We start from the raw sequence: 20,657 nt of genomic DNA on the forward strand, positions 1-20,657 counted from the left end.
CCTTCAAGTTTTGCGCGGTCTCTGTGGGAGCGGGCATGCCCGCGAAAGGGCCGGTACAGGTTAGAGATCAGCTACCGGCAAAGCCGTTCTGCCGCCAGGCCTCATACACCGTCACCGCCACGGTATTGGACAGGTTCAGGCTGCGGCACCCTGGCCGCATCGGCAGGCGCAGGCGTTGCTCGGCCGGCAGGCTGTCCAGCACGTCGGCCGGCAGGCCGCGGCTCTCTGGCCCGAACAGGAACGCATCACCGGGCTGATAAGCCACCTCATGGAACGGGTGCGAGCCCTTGGTGGTGAAGGCGAACAGCCGTGGATTGCCCAGGCTTTCCAGGCATCCGGCCAGGCTTTCGTGGCGCTTGAGCGTGGCATACTCGTGGTAATCCAGCCCGGCACGGCGCAGGCGCTTGTCGTCCAGTTCGAAGCTGATCGGCTCGATCAGGTGCAGGGCGCAACCGCTGTTGGCGCAGAGGCGGATGATGTTGCCGGTATTCGGCGGAATTTCTGGTTGAAAAAGGATGACGTGAAACATGCACGGCTCCAAACGTGAAGATGACGAGCATTCTACCCCCGAACCCGACCTGCGTTCGAAGGCCTGGCCGCGCATGCTGCTATCCCTGGCGCTGTTCGGCGTATTGGTAGGCCTGATGATAGGCCGCCTGACTGCCCCGGATGAGCATGTGCTGGAGCAGGTTGAAGTGGTGCAGGATGGCCTGGACCTGTGGTTCAACGAAGAGCCCAAACTGCATGGCGAAAATGTCGAAGGTACCGTGGCGCTGTTGTTCGAGGCCGAGGGCAAGGCGCAGCGTGGTCAGTTGGACCTGCAGGGCAAGCCGGTCGGCTGGCGTTTGCAGAAGAGTGACAAGGGGCTGTTGCTGACGGTGATTGCCGCGCGCCCTCTGCACGGCGAATGGGCCGGTGCAGAGGACGCTGGGCGTTGGCGGGTGCAGGTGAAACTGCACGAATAAAAAGGGGATATCTCGGCCTGCCTGTACCAAGGTCCCCAAAAGGGCTTACAGCGAATTAAAGAGGGGATGGCCCGGCCTGCCTGTACCGAGGTCCCCGAAAGCGGCGTTACTGCAAATAAAAGAGGGGTCACCCGGCCTGCCTGTACCAGGGCCCCCGAAACTGGGTATGTATTAGCTATTGCAGGGGGCGTGCCAGTTTTGCAAAGCCTGTGAATACTGGGCTTTCAGGGTGATTTGGCCGGGTTTTGAGGGGATTTGTGCCTTGGGGAGGTGCGTCGGGCACAGGATCGGTGCATCGGGGCTGAAATGGCTGGGGCCGCTGTGCGGCCCTTTCGCGACACAAGGCCGCTCCTACAGGGGATTGCAGTCTTCCTGTAGGAGCGGCCTTGTGTCGCGAAAGGGCTGCAAAGCAGCCCCGGGGATGTTACAGGTGCACCGCTAGATCAGTGGTCCTCACCCTCATCATCATCCCCGCCATCCACATTCATCCCCAGCTCCTTGATCTTGCGGGTCAGGGTATTGCGCCCCCAGCCCAGCAGCACCGCCGCATCACGCCGGCGCCCGGCGGTGTGCTTGAGCGCGGTCTCGATCATGATCCGTTCGAAGCTGGGCACGGCGCTGTCGAGCAGGTTCGACTGCCCGCGCGCCAAGGCCTGGTCAGCCCACTGGCGCAGGGCCTGTTCCCAGTTGGTCACCGGTGCCGCGTCCTGTGGCAGGTTCAGCAGCTCCGGCGGCAGGTCGCCGATCAGTACCTCGCGGCTGGAAGCCATCACGGTGATCCAGCGGCAGGTGTTCTCTAGCTGGCGCACGTTGCCTGGCCACGGCAGGTTGCGAATGAACTCCTCGGTTTCCGGCTTGAGCAGCTTCGGCTCGACGGCCAGTTCCTGGGCGGCACGGCCGAGGAAGTGACGGGCCAGCGCCGGGATGTCCTCGCGGCGGTCGGCCAGGCGTGGGATATGAATGCGGATGACGTTGAGGCGGTGGAACAAGTCTTCACGGAACTTGCCGGCCGTCACCAACGACTCCAGGTTCTGGTGGGTTGCCGCGATGATGCGTACATCGACCTTCACCGGCACGTGACCGCCAACGCGATAGAACTCGCCATCGGCCAGTACTCGCAGCAGGCGGGTCTGGGTGTCGGCGGGCATGTCGCCGATCTCGTCGAGGAACAAGGTGCCGCCGTCGGCCTGCTCGAAGCGGCCGCGGCGCAGGTTGGCCGCCCCGGTGAAGGCGCCTTTCTCGTGGCCGAACAGCTCCGACTCCATCAGGTCCTTGGGGATGGCCGCCATGTTCAGGGCAATGAACGGCGAGGCGGCACGCGGGCTGTGACGGTGCAGGGCGTGCGCCACCAGCTCCTTGCCGGTACCGGACTCGCCGTTGATCAGCACGGTGATATTGGAGTGGCTCAGGCGGCCGATAGCGCGAAACACCTCCTGCATCGCCGGCGCTTCGCCGATGATTTCCGGGGTGCGGGCCAAGGCCTGCGGTACATCGAGGCCTTGCTGCTCTTGGGCGTGCTGATTGGCACGCTTGACCAACGACACCGCTTCGTCGACGTCGAACGGCTTGGGCAGGTACTCGAAGGCACCACCCTGGTAGGACGCCACGGCGCTGTCCAGGTCGGAATGGGCGGTCATGATGATGACTGGCAGGCGCGGATGCTGTTCGCGGATCTGCGCCAGCAAGTCAAGGCCGCTGGCGCCGGGCATGCGAATGTCGGAAATGATCACATCCGGCTGCTGGCGGGCCAGGCGGCCCATGACGCCATCGGCGCTGTCGAAGCTCTGGGTGGTCATGCCTTCCTGTTGCAGGGCTTTTTCCAGGACCCAGCGGATGGAGCGATCATCATCGACGATCCATACGGTTTCACTTCGGCTCATGAGGCGGTGGCTCCTTGTTCCAGGGGCAGGAAGATCGAGAAGGCGGTGTGCCCTGCGTGGCTTTCACACTCGATCAGGCCCTGGTGCTGGCTGATGATGTTCTGGGTAATGGCCAGGCCAAGCCCGGTACCGTCCGGGCGCCCACTGACCATGGGATAGAAAAGCGTGTCCTGCAATTCCGCAGGGATGCCCGGGCCGTTGTCGATGATCTCGATACGCGCTGCCAGGCGATGGCGCACATGGCCGATGGTGAACTGGCGCACGGCGCGGCTGCGCAGGGTGATGCGGCCCAGGCGCAGCTCGTTCTGCGAACTGATCGCCTGCATCGCGTTGCGCACGATGTTCAGTACGGCCTGGATCATCTGCTCGCGGTCGATCAGCACGTCCGGCAGGCTTGGATCGTAGTCGCGCACCAACGTGATGCAGCCCTGGCTTTCGGCTTCGACCAAGCTGCAGACCCGCTCCAGCACCTCGTGAATGTTGGTCATGGCCAGCGACGGCAACTTGTTCGAGCCGAGCATGCGGTCGACCAGGTTGCGCAGGCGGTCAGCCTCTTCGATGATCACGTTGGTGTAGTCGCGCAGGCCCTCATCGGGCAGTTCGCGAGCCAGCAGCTGTGCGGCGCCACGGATACCGCCGAGCGGGTTCTTGATCTCGTGGGCCAGGCCACGCACCAGCATCTTGGTGGTTTCCTGCTTGCTCAGCTGGGCTTCTTCCTTGGTGATGCGCAGCAGGCGATCACGCGGGTGCACCTCCAGCAGCAGCAAGGTATTGCCCTGATGCAGGATCGGCGTCACGGCATAGTCGACGGTAATGGCCTGCCCGGTCAGCGAGGTCAGTTGCGCTTCACGCTTGGTGAACGGGTGCGCCTGTTCCACGGCCTGGCGCAGCGAGTTGAGCGCCTCGGTCGATTCGGTGAACAGCTCACTGATGAACTGCCCGTGGCTGCGCTGGCCGCTGACGGCCAGGAGCATTTCTGCGGCCGGGTTCATGTATTCCAGGCGCAGCTCGGCATTGAGCAGGAGCGTGGCGGTGGTCAGGTTGTCCAGAAGCAGACGGTGCTGTGCATCGCTGATGGTCATAAGGCGTCGTTGACCTCTTTTGGCGCTAGTCAGGCATGGCGCGGCCACGGCCGGGCACGCGGTGGATCCGCTGATGCCAGTCTCTGTCCAGGAAAATGCAAGAAACAAACCAAGGCTCCGAAAAGAAGCGGAATTGCCTGATAAAGACCTGGAATTGCGCTTATTCGGACCAGATTGCCCTGATTTATCGTTTCAAGTGACCTGTTTTGGGTTGCAGAACGAGGCGCTGGGTGTGTTCATGCACCAATATAGAGCATTGCTGCGCTCAGCGTTCCGCGCACAGTTGTGCGGTTGCGCGGACCAGGGCCGTGTGTCGGAGTGGGTCGCTGGCATACCTGGCCAGGGCGTCGGTCAGCTGGCGAGGGCAATCGTGCAGGGGCTTGCGGTCCAGATGGGCAAGTTCGAACAGCAATGTTGCCTGGAGCATGTCCAGGCGTGGACGCAATTCTTTGTCCAGGTCCCTAGCCTGCTGAGGGGGGCGTTGCCCCAGAGCGGTCCAGCGGTCGATCAGGCCGTACTGGACGATTTTGTTGGCTTCGATCTGGTCGGCGAAAAAGGCCGCTGCCCGCTCGCCAGTCAGGCCGTAGTCCTGGGCTGCAGCTTGAACCTGCTGAATGACCTCTCGCTCCCGTGAGGGCGCTTCGACAGGCAGGCCATTGTCCCACTTGTGAACGGCCACCGAGTAGGCCAGGTCCAGGCGCTGCCCGACTGCCGTGAGCAACGGCTTGAGTTCAGGTTGTGAGGTGGAACAGCCGAGAAGGGTGAAAATGAAGCACAGCAAAAAAGGCATCAGGCGCATGGCAATCTCCTTGTGGTCGGAGATTTGATTGTGGGCAGTCAGGCAGCCATTGCTTGTAGGAAGCATCTGAAACGGATGGGCGTAAAACAAAAAACGGCCTTCAGAAGAAGGCCGTTTTCGGTGATTCAGATTGGCGCCAGGCGCCAGTCAGATCAGCAGCTGTAGTACAGCTCGTATTCCAGCGGGTGTACGAAGGTGCGGACCTTGATTTCTTCTTCGCTCTTCAGCTCGATGAAGGCATCGATGAAGTCGTCGGAGAACACGCCGCCCTTGGTCAGGAACGCACGGCCTTTATCCAGCTCTTCCAGAGCTTCTTTCAGGCTGCCGCAAACTTGCGGGATGTCCTTGGCTTCTTCTGGCGGCAGGTCGTACAGGTTCTTGTCGGCAGCATCGCCTGGGTGGATCTTGTTCTGGATGCCGTCCAGGCCAGCCATCAGCAGGGCCGCGAAGGCCAGGTACGGGTTGGCCGATGGGTCCGGGAAGCGTGCTTCGATACGGCGGGCTTTCGGGCTGCCGACGTAAGGAATACGGATCGAGGCGGAACGGTTGCGAGCCGAGTAGGCCAGCATTACCGGAGCTTCGAAGCCTGGAACCAGACGCTTGTACGAGTTGGTCGACGGGTTGGTGAAGCCGTTCAGGGCCTTACCGTGCTTGATGATACCGCCGATGAAGTACAGGGCGGTTTCGGACAGGCCGGCATAGCCTTCACCGGAGAAGGTGTTCTTGCCGTCTTTCCAGATCGACATGTGTACGTGCATGCCCGAGCCGTTGTCGCCGTACAGTGGCTTCGGCATGAAGGTGGCGGTACGGCCGTAAGCGTCGGCAACGTTGTGCACGACGTATTTCAGGGCCTGTACTTCGTCAGCCTTCTTCACCAGGGTGTTGAACTTGACGCCGATTTCGTTCTGGCCGGCAGTCGCCACTTCGTGGTGGTGAACTTCAACGGTCTGGCCCATTTCCTCCAGAGCGTTGCACATGGCGGTACGGATTTCGTGGTCGTGGTCGAACGGCGGAACCGGGAAGTAGCCGCCTTTCACGCCTGGACGGTGGCCTTTGTTGCCGCCTTCCACGTCAGCGTCGGACATCCACGAGCCTTGCTCGGAGAAGATCTTGAACATCGAACCGGAGATGTCCGACTTGAACTTCACTTCGTCGAAGATGAAGAACTCTGGCTCTGGGCCAGCGAAGACGGTGTCACCGATGCCGGTGCTCTTCAGGTACTCTTCGGCGCGCTTGGCGATGGCGCGTGGGTCGCGATCGTAGCCCTGCATGCTCGACGGGTCGACGATGTCGCAGGTGATGATCAGGGTTGGTTCTTCGGTGAACGGGTCCAGGACGGCGGTCTCGTCGACCGGCATCAGGATCATGTCGGACGCTTCGATGCCTTTCCAGCCAGCGATGGAGGAGCCGTCGAACATCTTGCCGACTTCGAAGAAGTCTTCGTCCAGCGCATCACGCGCTGGCATGGTCACGTGGTGCTGAACGCCTTTGGTGTCCGTGAAACGCAGATCAATCCACTTGACGTCATGATCTTTGATGAGTTGAACCGACTTCGACATGTTGTCCTCCGGATGGTCTAGGGCGCGGTGGGCCGCTGCCCTGGAAAAAGGGTGTTGCCGGGCGCGGATAGTCGGCCAAGCTTACCTGCCTCACAAGGGAGCAAATTGCATGCCAGTGCCCGAAAATGGCGAGGGCGAGATAAAAGGGGGCGTTTGCGGGCATTTGCTGGGGTGGCAGCGGACAAAAGTGCACCCTTAGGAGGCAGGGATTCAGGGTGATGCACCAAATAAGTGCGCGGCTCGAAAGCTGTGCTTTCTTTGAGGGCCCTTTCGCGGGTAAACCCGCTCCCACAGGGATCGCACAGCGCTGGAAACTTGTGGGGTCCCTGTAGGAGCGGGTTTACCCGCGAAAGGGCCGGAACAGGCGGCACAAAAACCGACCCCTGCATTTATCTGAAAGCTTCTGATCAAAAGTTGGTCAAATCCTGAGCAATTTCCGCTATAATTCGCGCCCCTCATTTTCGGCAGGCCCTGCGCGCGCTGTTAACCCAATGAAACTTATCGTCAAAGTCTTCCCAGAAATCACCATCAAGAGCCGGCCGGTGCGCAAGCGCTTCATCCGCCAGCTCGGCAAGAACATCCGCAACGTGCTCAAGGACCTTGATCCTGAGCTCGCGGTCGATGGTGTCTGGGACAATCTCGAGGTGGTCACCCGCGTCGAGGACGAGAAGGTCCAGCGCGAGATGATCGAGCGCCTCACCTGCACCCCGGGCATCACCCACTTCCTGCAGGTCGAGGAGTACCCGCTGGGCGACTTCGACGACATCGTCGCCAAGTGCAAGCAGCACTTCGGCCACCTGCTGGCCGGCAAGCGCTTCTCGGTGCGCTGCAAGCGCGGCGGCCATCACGACTTCACCTCGATGGACGTCGACCGCTATGTCGGCAGCCAGCTGCGCCAGCAGTGCGGCGCCGCCGGCATCGACCTGAAGACGCCTGAAGTCGTGGTGCGCATGGAGATTCGCGATCAGCGCCTGTACGTGATCCACAACCAGCACAACGGCATCGGCGGCTACCCGCTGGGTGCCCTGGAGCAGACCCTGGTGCTGATGTCCGGTGGTTTCGACTCCACCGTGGCGGCCTACCAGATGATGCGCCGCGGCCTGATGACCCACTTCTGCTTCTTCAATCTCGGCGGCCGTGCCCACGAGCTGGGTGTGATGGAAGTCGCCCACTACCTGTGGAAAAAGTACGGCAGCAGCCAGCGCGTGCTGTTCATCAGCGTGCCGTTCGAGGAAGTGGTTGGCGAGATCCTCAACAAGGTCGACAACAGTTACATGGGCGTGACCCTCAAGCGCATGATGCTGCGCGGTGCCGCGCACATGGCCGACCGCCTGCAGATCGACGCGCTGGTTACCGGCGAGGCGATCTCCCAGGTCTCCAGCCAGACCCTGCCGAACCTGTCGATCATCGACTCGGCCACCGACAAGCTGGTGCTGCGCCCGTTGCTGGCCAGCCACAAGCAGGACATCATCGACCAGGCCACCGAAATCGGCACGGCCGACTTCGCCAAGCACATGCCGGAGTACTGCGGCGTGATTTCGGTGAACCCGACCACCCATGCCAAGCGTCACCGCATGGAGCACGAAGAAAAGCAGTTCGACATGGCCGTGCTGGAACGTGCCCTGGAGCGTGCCAAGTTCATCTCCATCGACCACGTGATCGACGAGCTGGGCAAGGACATCGAAGTCGAGGAAGTGGCCGAGGCGCTGCCAGGCCAGATCGTCATCGACATTCGTCACCCCGATGCCCAGGAAGACGAACCTCTGGCGCTGGAAGGTATCGAAGTCCAGGCCATGCCGTTCTATGCGATCAACAGCAAGTTCAAGCACCTGGACCCTACGCGCCAGTACTTGCTGTATTGCGACAAAGGTGTGATGAGCCGTTTGCACGCACACCACCTGCTCAGTGAGGGACATGCCAATGTGCGTGTTTATCGTCCGACATAAGACGCCAGGGCTGTATGGCGGCAGCATCCGCCATCGCCCTCCCGACCATCGGGCCCGCTGAGCCTCAAACCGTACATATTCGCCGCCTACACTGGCGGCAACCGAATCCTCTGATCGAGATACAGTTGTGATCGAAAATCTGCGTAACATCGCCATCATCGCCCACGTTGACCATGGTAAAACCACCCTGGTCGACAAACTCCTGCGTCAGTCCGGCACTCTGGAGCGTAACGAGCTCAACGACGAGCGCGTCATGGACTCCAACGACCAGGAAAAAGAGCGCGGTATTACCATTCTGGCGAAAAACACCGCCATCAACTGGAACGGCTACCACATCAACATCGTCGACACCCCCGGCCACGCCGACTTCGGTGGCGAGGTTGAGCGTGTAATGTCGATGGTCGACTCCGTGCTGCTGCTGGTCGACGCCCAGGATGGCCCGATGCCGCAAACCCGCTTCGTGACCAAGAAGGCTTTCGAAGCCGGCCTGAAGCCGATCGTTGTGATCAACAAGGTCGACCGTCCGGGCGCGCGTCCTGACTGGGTTCTGGACCAGATCTTCGACCTGTTCGACAACCTCGGTGCCACCGACGAACAGCTGGACTTCAAAGTCGTCTACGCCTCGGCCCTGAACGGCATTGCCGGTCTGGACCACACCGCCATGGGCGAAGACATGACCGCCCTGTACCAGTCGATCGTAGACAACGTACCGGCGCCGGACGTTGACCGTGACGGCTCGTTCCAGATGCAGATCTCCGCGCTGGACTACAACAGCTTCCTCGGCGTTATCGGCGTTGGCCGTATCGCCCGTGGCCGCGTCAAGCCGAACACCCCGGTTGTCGCCATCGACACCAACGGCAAGAAGCGTAACGGTCGTATCCTGAAGCTGATGGGCCACCACGGCCTGCACCGCGTCGACGTCGAAGAAGCCCAGGCTGGCGACATCGTCTGCATCAGCGGTTTCGACGAGTTGTTCATCTCCGACACCCTGTGCGCCCCGGACGCGGTAGAAGCGATGAAGCCGCTGACCGTTGACGAGCCGACCGTTTCGATGACCTTCCAGGTCAACGACTCGCCGTTCTGCGGTAAAGAAGGCAAGTTCGTCACCAGCCGTAACATCAAGGACCGTCTGGACAAGGAGCTGCTGTACAACGTTGCTCTGCGCGTTCAGGAAACCGATTCCCCTGACAAGTTCAAGGTATCGGGCCGTGGTGAGCTGCACCTGTCCGTTCTGATCGAAACCATGCGCCGTGAAGGCTTCGAGATGGCCGTAGGCCGTCCTGAAGTAATCATCCGCGAAGTCGACGGCGTGAAGCAGGAGCCGTTCGAGAACGTCACCATCGACATCCCTGAAGAATCCCAGGGCAAGGTCATGGAAGAGATGGGTCTGCGTAAAGGCGACCTGACCAACATGGTGCCGGATGGCAAGGGCCGTGTGCGCCTGGAGTACAACATTCCAGCCCGTGGTCTGATCGGTTTCCGTAACCAGTTCCTGACCCTGACCAACGGTGCAGGCATCCTGACCTCGATCTTCGATCGCTACGACACCATGAAGTCGGGCCAGATGTCCGGCCGTCTGAACGGTGTTCTGGTTTCGGTCGAGACCGGCAAGGCACTGACCTACTCGCTGGAAACCCTGCAGGCTCGCGGCAAGCTGTTCGTTGAACACGGCCAGGAGATCTACAACGGTCAGATCATCGGCCTGAACAGCCGTGATAACGACCTGGGCGTGAACCCGACCAAAGGCAAGAAGCTCGACAACATGCGTGCTTCGGGCAAAGACGAAGTCATCGCCCTGGTTCCGCCAGTTCGCCACACTCTGGAACAGGCTCTGGAATTCATCCAGGACGACGAGCTGTGCGAAGTGACGCCTAAGTCGATCCGTCTGCGCAAGAAGATCCTGGACGAAGGCGAGCGTACCCGCGCTGCCAAGAAAGCCAAGAACTGAGTTAGCTCAGGCTGAATGAAAACGCCCCCGGTCGAAAGGCCGGGGGCTTTTTTTTTGTCTGGGGCAAGGTTTTGTAGGCAGAGTCTCAAGCTGATGTAAGTTGAGTCTTTTAGGGTGGGTCATGCCTTGTGAGCGGGCGCCGGGAAACCTAGCGTGATGTGCTTTCTTATCCAGGAAACGCAGCCATGAAGTACCGATTTGCACTGGCCATCCCTTGCCTGATGGCCAGTTTCCATGCCCTGCAGGGCTGTAGCGGCCTGCGCCCGCAGGAAGTCGTTCACTGCCACATCGGCAATGTGCGCCAGACACCTCTGGAGGCCGTACTGCTCGAACAGGCCTCTGAACCTGGCTACGAATTCCGTCGCCTGCAGATGGTTTCGCAGGTGTGGGAGCCAGTGCCGGTGGTTGAACCACGTCGCTGGGAGCACGATGTCGAGTTGCACATGCCGCGCAATGCAGTGCCCGGCAAAGCCTTGCTGGTGGTGAACAACGGCGTGCGGCACGGGCCGGCGCAGTCCCCGGACTATACCCGCGAAGCCTTGCGCGAAGTGGCTCTCAAGTCGCAGATGGCGGTGGTCATGATCAGCGATGTGCCCAACCAGTACGTGACCTTCAGTGATGTCGAGAAGCCCCTGCGCGAGGATGACGCCGTGGCGCATACCTGGGCACATTCGCTGCGCGGTGCCGCACCGGAACTACCCCTGCATGTGCCGATGGCTGCGGCGGCGAGCCGGGCGATGGACCTGGCCGAGCTGGAACTGGGGAAGCAAGGGCTCACGGTGAACAGTTTCATCATCACGGGGGCCTCCAAGCGTGGCTGGAGCGCGTGGCTCACGGCGCTGGCCGATGAGAGGGTGATGGCCATCGTGCCTGCGGTAATCGACGTGGCGGACACCTCGGACATGCTGGCTGGGTTACGCAAGCGCTATGGCGGTCACTGGCCCTTGGCATTGGGCTCCTACCAGCAGGCCGGTGTGCTGCAACAGCTGGGCACCCCGGCATTCGAGCGGCTCATGGCGATGATGGACCCGATGCAGTACCTGGGCGAGGAGGGGCAGCGCCTGGCGATTCCCAAGTACCTGGTGTCTGCCAGCGGCGATGATTTCTTCGCGCCCGACCCCGTCACCGATTATCAGCAACGCCTGCCAGGCCAGACCAGCCTGAGAGTGTTGCCGAACTCGGACCACGGCGGGGTGCGTCAGCAGGTGATCAGCACCTTGGTGCCGGTGGTAACGCGCCTGCGCGATGGCAAACCACTACCGAGCGTGCAGGTGTCAGAGGGTGGGCAGCCTGGGCTGATGGCTGTCGACTTCTCCGAGCCGCCTGTGGCAGTGAGAGTGTGGACGGCAAGCAACAGCCAGGATCGCGACTTCCGCTATGCCTGCGGGGTGCGCTACCAGTCCGAGACGCTGACGCCCCAGCAACACTTCACCCTGCAACGCACGGCGCCAGCTTCGGGGTGGCAGGCGCAGTTCGTCGAAGCGAAGTTTGCTGATGGCTTCATCGCCACCAGCCCGGTCAGCGTGCTGCCGCAGACATATCCCGCGCATCCGCCGACGGATCACGGTGGTGCTTGCCGCAGCTTCCCGGCGGGCAGTGCGTGAGGCGCAGGCTCAGTGCGGCATGCCCAGTTCGGAGGCTTAGTCGCGGGCGTCCTGGCAGGGGATGCCTGCGCAGACCTGGAACAGGGGTTGTTTGTGCTCTTCGCCCTGGTAGAAGCAGGTTTTGCCGGGGGTGGTGTGGTTGTTTTCGGTCATTGGTTTTTCACCCGGGGTGTTGTTGTGGATGGCACCGGCTTCGCCGGTTTCGCGGGCTCGCCCGCTCCCACAGGGGATGTGCAGTGCCCACGGCCGGCGCCGTACCTGTGGGAGCGGGTTTGCCCGTGAAGCGGCGAACATTAATGCGTGCTGCCGGCACGCTCCAAGGCGAGCGACAAGGCATCCGCCTGCCCCCAGGCCAACTGCATGGCCCGCAAGCCATTAACCAGCGTCTCCCGCGTGCGGTCATCCTTGATGCCGTCGAGGGCGCGGTGGCTGTGGTTGTAGGCGATCATCAGGTAGTGGGTGATGTTGACCACGACGTGGTCGGGGGGGACGAGGTTTTCGCAGATGGCGTGGGTGAGGGTCGTGCCGTCTGGGTGGTCGAAGTGGTGGGGTGGGTCGGGGACTAGCTTTTTCATATCGGCTCCATGTGATTCATGTGCCACCCGTCCGTTTCCACACATTGGGGTGACAGCTGTACACGGGGTGGAAAACCAGGCACATGGCAAACCCGGTAGGCTCGAAAGCCTCCCGTGTACAGCTGTCATGACGACAGCCTCCATGTTGAATTGCCGAGGTTTCCACACCTCGATCGCTGAACTATTCAGCGACCTGGAAAGCCTAGGGGGACAGGTTTCCAGTAACAATCAGACGCGAGTCGACAGGGTTTGTAGGGTATTTCGCAGGGGGCGATATCACCAGCTCAGATACGTAGGAATTATCTGAAGACATTGTGGGATACCGAGGGGAGGACACAGCTTCTGTGGGAGCGGGCTTGCCCGCGAACACCGGCGGAGCCGGTGCCAGACACCGCGGTGCCTGCTTCGCGGGCAAGCCCGCTCCCACAGGTCAAACAGGGGCTTCACGTATTGCGCTATGCCTGCAGAGGGCAGCTAATCACCGCCCAACCACCTTCGGCTTGTAAGCACAGTACCCCGGCCGCGGTCCGACCTTAGGGTGGTTGCGGCAGGTATCCGGGCGCTTGTCATAGATGGTGCACAGCCGGCTCTTGCGATCCAGGTACATGCAGTCATCGTTGCTCATCCGGGTCAGGGTGAAAATCCCCGACTTCTGGTTGAAGCGCTCGATGATGCCTTCCTTCTGCAGGCGCTTGGCCACGTTCTTCGGCGGTTCGTCTTTTTCGAACTCGTCGACCACGCCGATGCGGATCAGATCCTTGATCTTCACCTCTACCGGCAGGGTGCAACAGGTCGAATGGCAGCCATGGCACATGTTGCTGGTGTAGCGCTGCCAGGTCTCCAGGCGGTCGACTTCGGCCGCGGCGATCAGGGTCGTTTTCATCGTTATGGGGGTGAATCACGGTCTTGGGGCGCGCGATCATACCGGAATTGTTCAATTTATGAACAACCTTTTGACCGAATGCGCAAACGTTCATGAAAACCGCGAACACTGGCTGTCGCTCTTGGTCGAAGCGTCTAGGCTCAACAGTCTCCCTCCGCTTTCGTCAACTTGCCCGAGGATGCCGCATGTCCCAGGAACCTAAAGCACGTGACGCCGAAGTCGCGGATTTTCGCGCTGCTGTACTGGATAAGCTGACCTACGCGGTCGGCAAGGACCCGGAGCATGCCTTCGATCACGACTGGTTCGAAGCCATCGCCCTGGCCGCGCGCGATCACATGGTCGACCACTGGATGGACCACACCCGCCGCGCCTATCGACGCAGCCAGAAGCGGGTCTACTACCTTTCCCTGGAATTCCTCATCGGCCGCCTGCTCTACGACAGCCTGAGTAACCTCGGCTTGCTGGATATCGCCCGGGACGCCCTCGAAGGCTTGAACGTCGATCTGGAGCGCATTCGCCTGCTTGAGCCGGATGCTGCCTTGGGCAATGGTGGCCTTGGCCGCCTGGCGGCCTGCTTCATGGAGAGCATGTCGACCTTGGGCATCGCCGCCCATGGCTACGGCATCCGTTACGAACATGGCCTGTTCCGCCAAGCGGTGGTCGATGGGTGGCAGCAGGAGCAGACCGAGAACTGGCTGGACTTCGGTAACCCCTGGGAGTTCGAGCGCGCCGAGGTGATCTACCCGATCAGTTTCGGTGGTAGCGTCGAAACCGTGCACGATACCCACGGCCAGCAACGCCAGGTGTGGTCGCCGGGCGAGACGGTGCGGGCCGTAGCCTACGACACGCCCGTGGTCGGCTGGCGCGGCGCCAGCGTCAACACCTTGCGCCTGTGGCGGGCGCGGGCGCTGGAGGAGCTGCACCTGGAGCGCTTCAATGCCGGTGACCACCTCGGTGCCGTCGCCGAAGTGGCGCGGGCCGAGAGCATCTCGCGGGTGCTGTATCCGGCCGACAGCACCGAGGCCGGCCAGGAGCTGCGCCTGCGCCAGGAGTACTTCTTTGTTTCGGCGTCGCTGCAGGATCTGCTGCGCCGGCACCTGAACATGCACCAGAACCTGCTCAACCTTCCGGATGCTGCCGCCATCCAGCTCAATGACACGCACCCGTCGATCGCCGTGGCCGAGCTGATGCGACTGTTGGTCGACCAGCACGAAATTCCCTGGGACAAGGCCTGGGAGCTGACGGTCGGCACGCTGGCCTACACCAACCACACCCTGCTGCCCGAGGCCCTGGAAACCTGGCCGGTGGCACTGATGGAGCGCATGCTGCCGCGGCACATGCAGATCATCTACCTGATCAATGCCTACCATATCGACAGCCTGCGGGCCAAAGGCCTGCACGACTTCGATGTGCTGCGCGCGGTCTCGCTGATCGAAGAGGACAACGGCCGTCGGGTGCGCATGGGCAACCTGGCATTCCTTGGCTCGCACAGCGTCAATGGCGTGTCGGCGCTGCACAGCAAGCTGATGAAGAGCACGGTGTTCGCCGAGCTGCACAAGCTCTATCCGCAGCGGATCAACAACAAGACCAACGGCATCACCTTCCGCCGCTGGCTGTACCAGTCCAACCCGCAGTTGACCGAGATGCTGGTCGAGGCGCTCGGGCCGGAGCTCAAGGACGACCCCGAGGGGCGCCTGGCCGGGCTGGTGCCGTTCGCCGACAAGGCCAGCTTCCGCAAGCAGTTCGCCGCCCAGCGCCTGCACAGCAAGCGTGCCCTGGCCAGCATCATCCAGGACCGGATTGGCGTCACGGTGAACCCCGAGGCGCTGTTCGACGTGCAGGTCAAGCGCATCCATGAGTACAAGCGCCAACTGCTCAACCTGCTGCACACCGTGGCGCTGTACCAGGCCATGCGCAACGACCCCGGTACCAACTGGGTGCCGCGGGTGAAGATCTTCGCCGGCAAGGCCGCAGCCAGTTATCACCAGGCCAAGCTGATCATCAAGCTGGCCAACGATATCGCCCGGGTGGTCAACAACGACCCGACCGTGCGCGGCCTGCTCAAGGTGGTGTTCCTGCCCAACTACAACGTCAGCCTGGCCGAAAGCATCATCCCGGCGGCGGACCTGTCGGAGCAGATCTCCACGGCCGGTTACGAAGCGTCGGGTACCAGCAACATGAAGTTCGGCCTCAACGGCGCGCTGACCATCGGCACGCTCGACGGTGCCAACGTCGAGATGTGCGAGCAGGTGGGTGCGGACAACATGTTCATCTTCGGCCTGACCGCGCAGCAGGTGGAGGCGCGGCGCAAGGCCGGGGACTTCGGTGCGAATGTGGCGATTGCCGCGTCCAGCCGCCTGAGCGATGTGTTGCAGGCGATTCGCAGCGGGGTGTTCTCGCCGGATGATCCATCACGCTATGCGGGGCTGATCGATGGGCTGGTGGGCTACGACCGGTTCCTGGTGTGCGCCGACTTCGATGCCTACTGGGACGCCCAGCGGCGGGTCGAGGAGCTGTGGCACACACCGCAGGAGTGGTGGCGCATGGCGGTGCTGAACACGGCACGGATGGGCTGGTTCTCCTCGGACCGAACCATTCGTGAATACGCCACCGAGATCTGGAAGGCTTTGGATTGATGTGAGGCCATTCGCGGGCTTGCCCGCGAATGGGCCCACAACCAGACCATCGGCCTGGCGCATGCTGAACTACCGACCTATTGTGCCGTCAGAGAGCCGTGGCGAGTCTCATCACTCGCTAGCCCGCAACTCTCCCTGTAAACTGCGGGGGTTTTCTCCCCCTATCCTTCGGAGCCATACATGTCCCGCGTTACCCTGAGTCGCTATCTGATTGAGCAGACCCGCAGCAACAATACCCCTGCCGATCTGCGCTTCCTGATCGAAGTGGTGGCGCGTGCGTGCAAGGAAATCAGCCATCACGTGTCCAAAGGCGCCCTCGGCGGCGTGCTGGGCAGCATGGGCACTGAAAACGTGCAGGGCGAAGTCCAGAAGAAACTGGACGTGATCTCCAACGACATCCTGCTCGAAGCCAACGAATGGGGCGGCCACCTGGCCGGCATGGCGTCCGAAGAAATGGACAACGCCTACCAGATCCCGGGCAAGTACCCGAAAGGCGCCTACCTGCTGGTCTTCGACCCGCTGGACGGTTCGTCCAACATCGACGTCAACGTGTCGGTCGGCACCATCTTCTCGGTACTGCGTTGCCCTAACGAGTACCTGAGCCAGAACGAAACCCTGAACGAAAACGCCTTCCTGCAGCCAGGCACCCAGCAGGTCGCTGCCGGTTACGCCATCTATGGCCCGCAGACCATGCTGATCCTGACCCTGGGCAACGGCGTCAAGGGCTTCACCCTGGACCGCGAACTGGGCAGCTTCGTCCTGACCCACGAGAACATCCGCGTGCCGGAAAGCACCGCCGAGTTCGCCATCAACATGTCCAACCAGCGTCACTGGGAAGCTCCGGTGCAGCGTTACGTGGGCGAACTGCTGGCAGGCGAGACCGGCCCGCTGAAGAAGAACTACAACATGCGCTGGATCGCCTCGATGGTGGCCGACGTGCACCGCATCCTGACCCGTGGCGGTCTGTTCATGTACCCGCGCGATGCCCGCGAGCCGAGCAAGCCGGGCAAGCTGCGCCTGATGTACGAAGCCAACCCGATGTCGTTCATCATCGAGCAGGCCGGCGGCGCCTCCACCAACGGTTACGACCGCATCCTCGACATCAAGCCGGATAGCCTGCACCAGCGCGTGTCGGTGATCCTCGGCTCGAAGGAAGAGGTTGAGCGCGTCACCGCCTACCACAAGGAGTAAGTCATGCTCGCACCTTGGCAGCCGTTGCTGGAGTGGTGGTTCGGTTGGGGCACCAGTCCCCAGGCCGTGGCTGACGAGAAGAGCACGCTGTGGTTCGGCAAGCATCACGATGCTGAAGCCCAGGCGCTGTTTGGCGACCTGGTCGAGCATGCCCTGGCGGGTGGGCTCGACGAGTGGCAGCAGAGCCCGCAGGGTTGGCTCGGTTTGCTGATCCTGCTGGACCAGCTGCCGCGCATGCTCTACCGCGACACGCCGCGCGCCTTCGAAGGCGACCGGCGGGCGCAGGTGGTGGCCATGCAGGGCCTGCAGAAAAACTGGGATTACCAGTTGCTGCCGATCCAGCGGGTGTTCGTGCTGCTGGTGCTGGAGCATGCCGAGGTGCTGGACTGGCAGAACCTGTGCGTCGAGCGTTACCAGGTGCTGCTGGAAGAGCAGCCCGGGGATCACCGGCGCTTGTTCGAAGGCTTCCTCGATTATGCCGAGCAGCATCAGCGGGTGATTGCCCGCTTCGGCCGCTTTCCGCACCGCAACCTGGTACTGGGGCGGCCGAGTACCAGTGAAGAGATGGACTTCCTGCTGGAGCCTGGGTCCAGGTTCTAGATCCTAGGGGCCGCATAGCGGCCCCAGCGGTTTCAGATCCGGAAGCTACCTACCAGGTGCTTCAACCGCTCGACCTGATGCTCCAGGTCGGTGCAGGCACGCAAGGTGCTTTGCAGGTTCTGCACCCCTTCCTGATTCAACGTATTGATCTCGGTGATGTCGACATTGATCGACTCGACCACAGCCGTCTGTTCTTCGGTGGCGGTGGCCACCGACTGGTTCATGCCATCGATCTCGCCAATGCGCTGGGTCACGCTGCCCAGGCGCTCGCCGGCCTGGTTGGCAATTCCCACGCTGTGGTCGCTGTGCTCGCGGCTCTGGTTCATGGTGCTGACCGCCATTTGCGCGCCGGCCTGCAGTTCCTCGATCAGGCGCTGCACCTGCTGTGCCGACTCCTGGGTACGGTGGGCCAGGTTGCGTACCTCGTCGGCCACCACCGCAAAGCCACGCCCGGCTTCGCCGGCACGGGCCGCTTCGATCGCGGCGTTGAGCGCCAGCAGGTTGGTCTGCTGGGAGATACCGCTGATCACATCGAGGATCTGGCCGATGTTGGCGGTGTGGGCATTGAGTGTTTCGATGTTGCCGCACGAGTCGCTGATCCGTGCCGACAGCTGGTTCATCACATCGATGGTGCGCCCGACCACTTGCTGGCCGTCCTCGGCCAGGCCACGCGCTTCGCTGGAATGTTGCGAGGCCAGTGCGGCGTTCTGGGCGATTTCCTGGGCGGCGGCGCCCAGTTCGTTGATGGCGGCCGCCACGCTGCTGGTACGGCTGGACTGCTGGTCGGCATTGTTGATCGAGGCATTTGAAGCGTTCACCACCTGGGCGGCCACGGCGTTGACCTGGCCGGTGGCCGAGGCCACTTCGCGGATCGACTCGTGAATGCGCTCGACGAAGCGGTTGAACGATTGGCCAAGGCTGCCGAATTCATCCTGGGCGTGAATGGTCAGGCGCCGGGTCAGGTCGCCTTCGCCTTCGGCGATGTCATGCATGGCACGGCCCATCAGGTGCAGCGGCTCCATCAGCATGCGAATCAGCAGGCCGAGCAGGGCGATGATGGCCACCACTGCGATCAAGGTGGCGACGATGGCGGAGGTGCGCAGTTCACCCAGCATGGCGAACGCTGCGTCCTGGTCGAGTACCAGGGCCACGTACCAATCCGCCGACGGCACACCGTCGACGTGGGTGAAGCTGATGAACTGCTTGTGGCCATCGACTTCGACTTCCTTCAAGCCGTTGCCGATGCGCGGCGTTTCTTGCGGGTAGACGTCGGCCAGGGTTTTCAGGGCCAGGTCGGCTTTGGGGTGGATGAGGATCTTGCCTTCGCCGTTGACGATGAAGGCATGGCCCTGGCCGTCGAAGTTCAGGGCGTTGATCAGGTTGCTGATGGTCTGCAGGTCGGTGTCGACGCCGCTGACGCCGATCAGTCGGCCCGCTTGCTGCACCGGGGTGGCCAGGGTGATCACCAGCTTGCCTGCGGAGGCCGAGATGTACGGTTCGGTGACGATGGTCTGACCGCTGGCGCTGGCCGCCTTGTACCAGCCCCGCACCCGCGGGTCGTAGTCGGCGGCGCGGTTGCCCACCGGTACCGACTGCATGCTGCCGTCCTGGCCACCAAAATAGGTGAGCTGGAAGTTCTTGCCGTACACCGGCAAGGCCAGGCTGCGCTCCAGGCTGGCTTTGCCCGGCCCATCGACGGCAACTTGCTGGGCCAGTGAGTCGAGCAACTGGATGCGGCTGTCGAGCCAGTTGCGGATGTTGCCGGCAGTGAGGTTGCCCAGGTCTTGCAGGTTGGTCTGTGTGTCGCTGCGCAGGGACTGGCGTTGTCGGTAGTCGTTGAACAGCACGAAACAGGTAAAGGCAACGGCCACCACGAGGGCGGCGGCCAGCAGGATCTTGTGGCTGAACTTGAGGTTCTTGGTCATTTTTTTGGTCTGCACAAGGCAAGGCATAGGAGGAGGCTGCGGCAATGCGCCACAGCGCGCTCGCTGTGTCGTCGCGGCGAGCCAAAACATTAATCGTTTGCGCAGGTCCAGCCGACCAACGGCGTACGACTAAAGCGGTGTCGCCAGGGAACCAGGGAGGGTTTTTCCCGTCGAAGATCACTGCAGGCCACTCGCCTGTGTCTATTTTCCAGGAGTGTCCCTTCATGTCGTTGCGTTCCCTCGCCCTGTTGTCCTTGTGCGTCGTCCTGACTGCGTGCAGCAAGATCAATCAGGAAAACTATTCCAAGCTCAAGGCCGGCATGAACAAGGCCGAGGTCGAGCAACTGCTTGGCACGCCCACCGAGTGCTCCGGCGCCCTGGGCATGAGCAGCTGCACCTGGGGGGACGAGAAGAGCTTCATCAGCGTGCAATACGCGGCCGACAAGGTGCTGATCTACTCCGGGCAGGGCCTCAAATGAGGCGTTTGCACGTACTGCTGGGGCTGTGCCTGGTCATGCTGCTGGGTGGCTGCGCCACCTCAGCCAACGACCCGCTGGCGCCGAAGACTGCCGGTGATGTCGACCTCAAGCGCTATCAAGGCAAGTGGTTCGAACTGGCACGCCTGCCGATGAAGTACCAGGCCGAGTGCGTGCAGTCCGAAGCGCATTACAACCTCAAGCCCGACGGCTCGTACGGTGTGCTCAACCGCTGCCGCACGATGGGGGATGAATGGCTGCGTGCCGAAGGGCACGCCCACATCCAGGAGCCGGGGCATACTGACAGGCTGTGGGTGGAGTTCGACAACTGGTTCACCCGCCTGGTACCGGGCGTGGCCAAGGGCGAGTACTGGATCCTGTATGTGGATGACCACTATCGCACGGCGATCGTCGGCAGCCCGGACCGCAAGTACCTGTGGATCCTGTCGCGCACGCCGACACTGCCGGTGTGGGAGCGCGAGAGCCTGATGTCCAAGGCCCGTCAGCAGGGCTATGACACCAGCCGCTTGATCTGGCGTACGCCGGACAAGCAGATCGTGCAGATGCATTGATAAGACGGGGCCGCTT

General features: G+C 62.0%; 17 protein-coding genes. 9 read left to right on the forward strand and 8 right to left on the reverse strand.

Going from position 1 to position 20,657, the window contains the following annotated elements; genetic code table 11:
• Positions 1–67 precede the first annotated feature (67 nt).
• Positions 68–529, reverse strand: a complete 462-nt coding sequence (trmL, locus tag J7573_RS10160) for a tRNA (uridine(34)/cytosine(34)/5-carboxymethylaminomethyluridine(34)-2'-O)-methyltransferase TrmL (protein WP_110633097.1) — start codon at positions 527–529, stop codon at positions 68–70.
• On the opposite strand from trmL, the gene J7573_RS10165 reads away from it, so the two are divergent.
• The gene (locus J7573_RS10165) at positions 528–965 is read left to right on the forward strand and encodes a hypothetical protein (RefSeq protein ID WP_103446039.1); all 438 of its coding nucleotides are present in this window, start codon (positions 528–530) and stop codon (positions 963–965) included. The two genes, trmL and J7573_RS10165, sit on opposite strands and share 2 nt — an antisense overlap.
• Before the next feature lie 443 nt (positions 966–1,408).
• Here J7573_RS10165 and ntrC read toward each other — a convergent pair whose 3' ends face one another.
• The 4 genes from ntrC to glnA all read right to left on the reverse strand — a co-directional run bounded on the left by ntrC (position 1,409) and on the right by glnA (position 6,285).
• Entirely contained in the window at positions 1,409–2,845 is a 1,437-nt protein-coding gene (gene ntrC, locus J7573_RS10170; RefSeq protein ID WP_054884256.1) for a nitrogen regulation protein NR(I), read from the reverse strand.
• Complete coding sequence (gene glnL, locus J7573_RS10175) at positions 2,842–3,927, reverse strand: nitrogen regulation protein NR(II) (protein ID WP_294333930.1); 1,086 nt, start codon at positions 3,925–3,927, stop codon at positions 2,842–2,844. The genes ntrC and glnL overlap by 4 nt, the downstream gene beginning before the upstream one ends.
• Before the next feature lie 265 nt (positions 3,928–4,192).
• The gene (locus J7573_RS10180) at positions 4,193–4,726 is read right to left on the reverse strand and encodes a chorismate mutase (RefSeq protein WP_294333933.1); all 534 of its coding nucleotides are present in this window, start codon (positions 4,724–4,726) and stop codon (positions 4,193–4,195) included.
• 152 nt (positions 4,727–4,878) lie between these two features.
• Entirely contained in the window at positions 4,879–6,285 is a 1,407-nt protein-coding gene (gene glnA / locus J7573_RS10185; protein ID WP_294333936.1) for a type I glutamate--ammonia ligase, read from the reverse strand.
• A 491-nt stretch (positions 6,286–6,776) separates the two neighbouring features.
• Between glnA and thiI the strand changes: the two genes are divergently transcribed.
• From thiI to J7573_RS10200, 3 genes are all read left to right on the forward strand, one after another.
• On the forward strand, positions 6,777–8,231 hold the full coding sequence (gene thiI / locus J7573_RS10190; RefSeq protein ID WP_294333937.1) for a tRNA uracil 4-sulfurtransferase ThiI: 1,455 nt from the start codon (positions 6,777–6,779) through the stop codon (positions 8,229–8,231).
• Positions 8,232–8,358: 127 nt separating this feature from the next.
• Positions 8,359–10,179: a translational GTPase TypA gene (gene typA, locus J7573_RS10195; protein ID WP_027921032.1), complete on the forward strand. Its 1,821-nt coding sequence runs from the start codon at positions 8,359–8,361 to the stop codon at positions 10,177–10,179.
• A gap of 185 nt (positions 10,180–10,364) precedes the next feature.
• Positions 10,365–11,783 (forward strand): PhoPQ-activated protein PqaA family protein, encoded by a 1,419-nt coding sequence (locus J7573_RS10200; protein ID WP_294333940.1) that lies wholly within the window; start codon positions 10,365–10,367, stop codon positions 11,781–11,783.
• Between the two features lie 293 nt (positions 11,784–12,076).
• Here J7573_RS10200 and J7573_RS10205 read toward each other — a convergent pair whose 3' ends face one another.
• Both J7573_RS10205 and J7573_RS10210 read right to left on the reverse strand, forming a co-directional pair.
• Complete coding sequence (locus J7573_RS10205) at positions 12,077–12,358, reverse strand: hypothetical protein (protein WP_294333943.1); 282 nt, start codon at positions 12,356–12,358, stop codon at positions 12,077–12,079.
• Between the two features lie 478 nt (positions 12,359–12,836).
• Positions 12,837–13,241 (reverse strand): YkgJ family cysteine cluster protein, encoded by a 405-nt coding sequence (locus J7573_RS10210; RefSeq protein WP_003249225.1) that lies wholly within the window; start codon positions 13,239–13,241, stop codon positions 12,837–12,839.
• 185 nt (positions 13,242–13,426) lie between these two features.
• On the opposite strand from J7573_RS10210, the gene J7573_RS10215 reads away from it, so the two are divergent.
• The 3 genes from J7573_RS10215 to J7573_RS10225 all read left to right on the forward strand — a co-directional run bounded on the left by J7573_RS10215 (position 13,427) and on the right by J7573_RS10225 (position 17,668).
• Complete coding sequence (locus J7573_RS10215; RefSeq protein ID WP_294333981.1) at positions 13,427–15,877, forward strand: glycogen/starch/alpha-glucan phosphorylase; 2,451 nt, start codon at positions 13,427–13,429, stop codon at positions 15,875–15,877.
• A 180-nt stretch (positions 15,878–16,057) separates the two neighbouring features.
• Entirely contained in the window at positions 16,058–17,068 is a 1,011-nt protein-coding gene (locus J7573_RS10220) for a class 1 fructose-bisphosphatase (protein WP_166885815.1), read from the forward strand.
• 3 nt (positions 17,069–17,071) lie between these two features.
• Positions 17,072–17,668, forward strand: a complete 597-nt coding sequence (locus J7573_RS10225; protein ID WP_294333988.1) for a DUF924 family protein — start codon at positions 17,072–17,074, stop codon at positions 17,666–17,668.
• Between the two features lie 32 nt (positions 17,669–17,700).
• Here the strand turns inward: J7573_RS10225 and J7573_RS10230 are convergent, their stop codons facing one another.
• Positions 17,701–19,593: a methyl-accepting chemotaxis protein gene (locus J7573_RS10230; protein ID WP_294333991.1), complete on the reverse strand. Its 1,893-nt coding sequence runs from the start codon at positions 19,591–19,593 to the stop codon at positions 17,701–17,703.
• A 224-nt stretch (positions 19,594–19,817) separates the two neighbouring features.
• Here J7573_RS10230 and bamE point away from each other — a divergent pair, with 224 nt between their 5' ends.
• Both bamE and J7573_RS10240 read left to right on the forward strand, forming a co-directional pair.
• Positions 19,818–20,072, forward strand: a complete 255-nt coding sequence (gene bamE / locus J7573_RS10235) for an outer membrane protein assembly factor BamE (RefSeq protein WP_027921036.1) — start codon at positions 19,818–19,820, stop codon at positions 20,070–20,072.
• Positions 20,069–20,641, forward strand: a complete 573-nt coding sequence (locus J7573_RS10240) for a lipocalin family protein (protein WP_294333996.1) — start codon at positions 20,069–20,071, stop codon at positions 20,639–20,641. Before bamE ends, J7573_RS10240 begins: the two co-directional genes overlap by 4 nt.
• The last annotated feature ends 16 nt before the right edge of the window (positions 20,642–20,657 follow it).

Origin of the sequence: Pseudomonas sp. (assembly GCF_017744435.1) — a bacterium.
Classification (GTDB): Bacteria; Pseudomonadota; Gammaproteobacteria; order Pseudomonadales; family Pseudomonadaceae; genus Aquipseudomonas.

Excerpts from the sequence above, each read along its gene's own strand:
- J7573_RS10225 (WP_294333988.1), top strand. The coding sequence starts at position 17,072 with ATGCTCGCACCTTGGCAGCCGTTGCTGGAGTGGTGGTTCGGTTGGGGC.
- J7573_RS10205 (WP_294333943.1), bottom strand. The coding sequence starts at position 12,358 with ATGAAAAAGCTAGTCCCCGACCCACCCCACCACTTCGACCACCCAGAC.
- J7573_RS10240 (WP_294333996.1), top strand. The coding sequence starts at position 20,069 with ATGAGGCGTTTGCACGTACTGCTGGGGCTGTGCCTGGTCATGCTGCTG.
- J7573_RS10200 (WP_294333940.1), top strand. The coding sequence starts at position 10,365 with ATGAAGTACCGATTTGCACTGGCCATCCCTTGCCTGATGGCCAGTTTC.
- J7573_RS10180 (WP_294333933.1), bottom strand. The coding sequence starts at position 4,726 with ATGCGCCTGATGCCTTTTTTGCTGTGCTTCATTTTCACCCTTCTCGGC.
- glnL (WP_294333930.1), bottom strand. The coding sequence starts at position 3,927 with ATGACCATCAGCGATGCACAGCACCGTCTGCTTCTGGACAACCTGACC.
- J7573_RS10220 (WP_166885815.1), top strand. The coding sequence starts at position 16,058 with ATGTCCCGCGTTACCCTGAGTCGCTATCTGATTGAGCAGACCCGCAGC.
- bamE (WP_027921036.1), top strand. The coding sequence starts at position 19,818 with ATGTCGTTGCGTTCCCTCGCCCTGTTGTCCTTGTGCGTCGTCCTGACT.
- J7573_RS10215 (WP_294333981.1), top strand. The coding sequence starts at position 13,427 with ATGTCCCAGGAACCTAAAGCACGTGACGCCGAAGTCGCGGATTTTCGC.
- J7573_RS10210 (WP_003249225.1), bottom strand. The coding sequence starts at position 13,241 with ATGAAAACGACCCTGATCGCCGCGGCCGAAGTCGACCGCCTGGAGACC.
- trmL (WP_110633097.1), bottom strand. The coding sequence starts at position 529 with ATGTTTCACGTCATCCTTTTTCAACCAGAAATTCCGCCGAATACCGGC.
- ntrC (WP_054884256.1), bottom strand. The coding sequence starts at position 2,845 with ATGAGCCGAAGTGAAACCGTATGGATCGTCGATGATGATCGCTCCATC.
- J7573_RS10165 (WP_103446039.1), top strand. The coding sequence starts at position 528 with ATGCACGGCTCCAAACGTGAAGATGACGAGCATTCTACCCCCGAACCC.
- glnA (WP_294333936.1), bottom strand. The coding sequence starts at position 6,285 with ATGTCGAAGTCGGTTCAACTCATCAAAGATCATGACGTCAAGTGGATT.
- J7573_RS10230 (WP_294333991.1), bottom strand. The coding sequence starts at position 19,593 with ATGACCAAGAACCTCAAGTTCAGCCACAAGATCCTGCTGGCCGCCGCC.
- thiI (WP_294333937.1), top strand. The coding sequence starts at position 6,777 with ATGAAACTTATCGTCAAAGTCTTCCCAGAAATCACCATCAAGAGCCGG.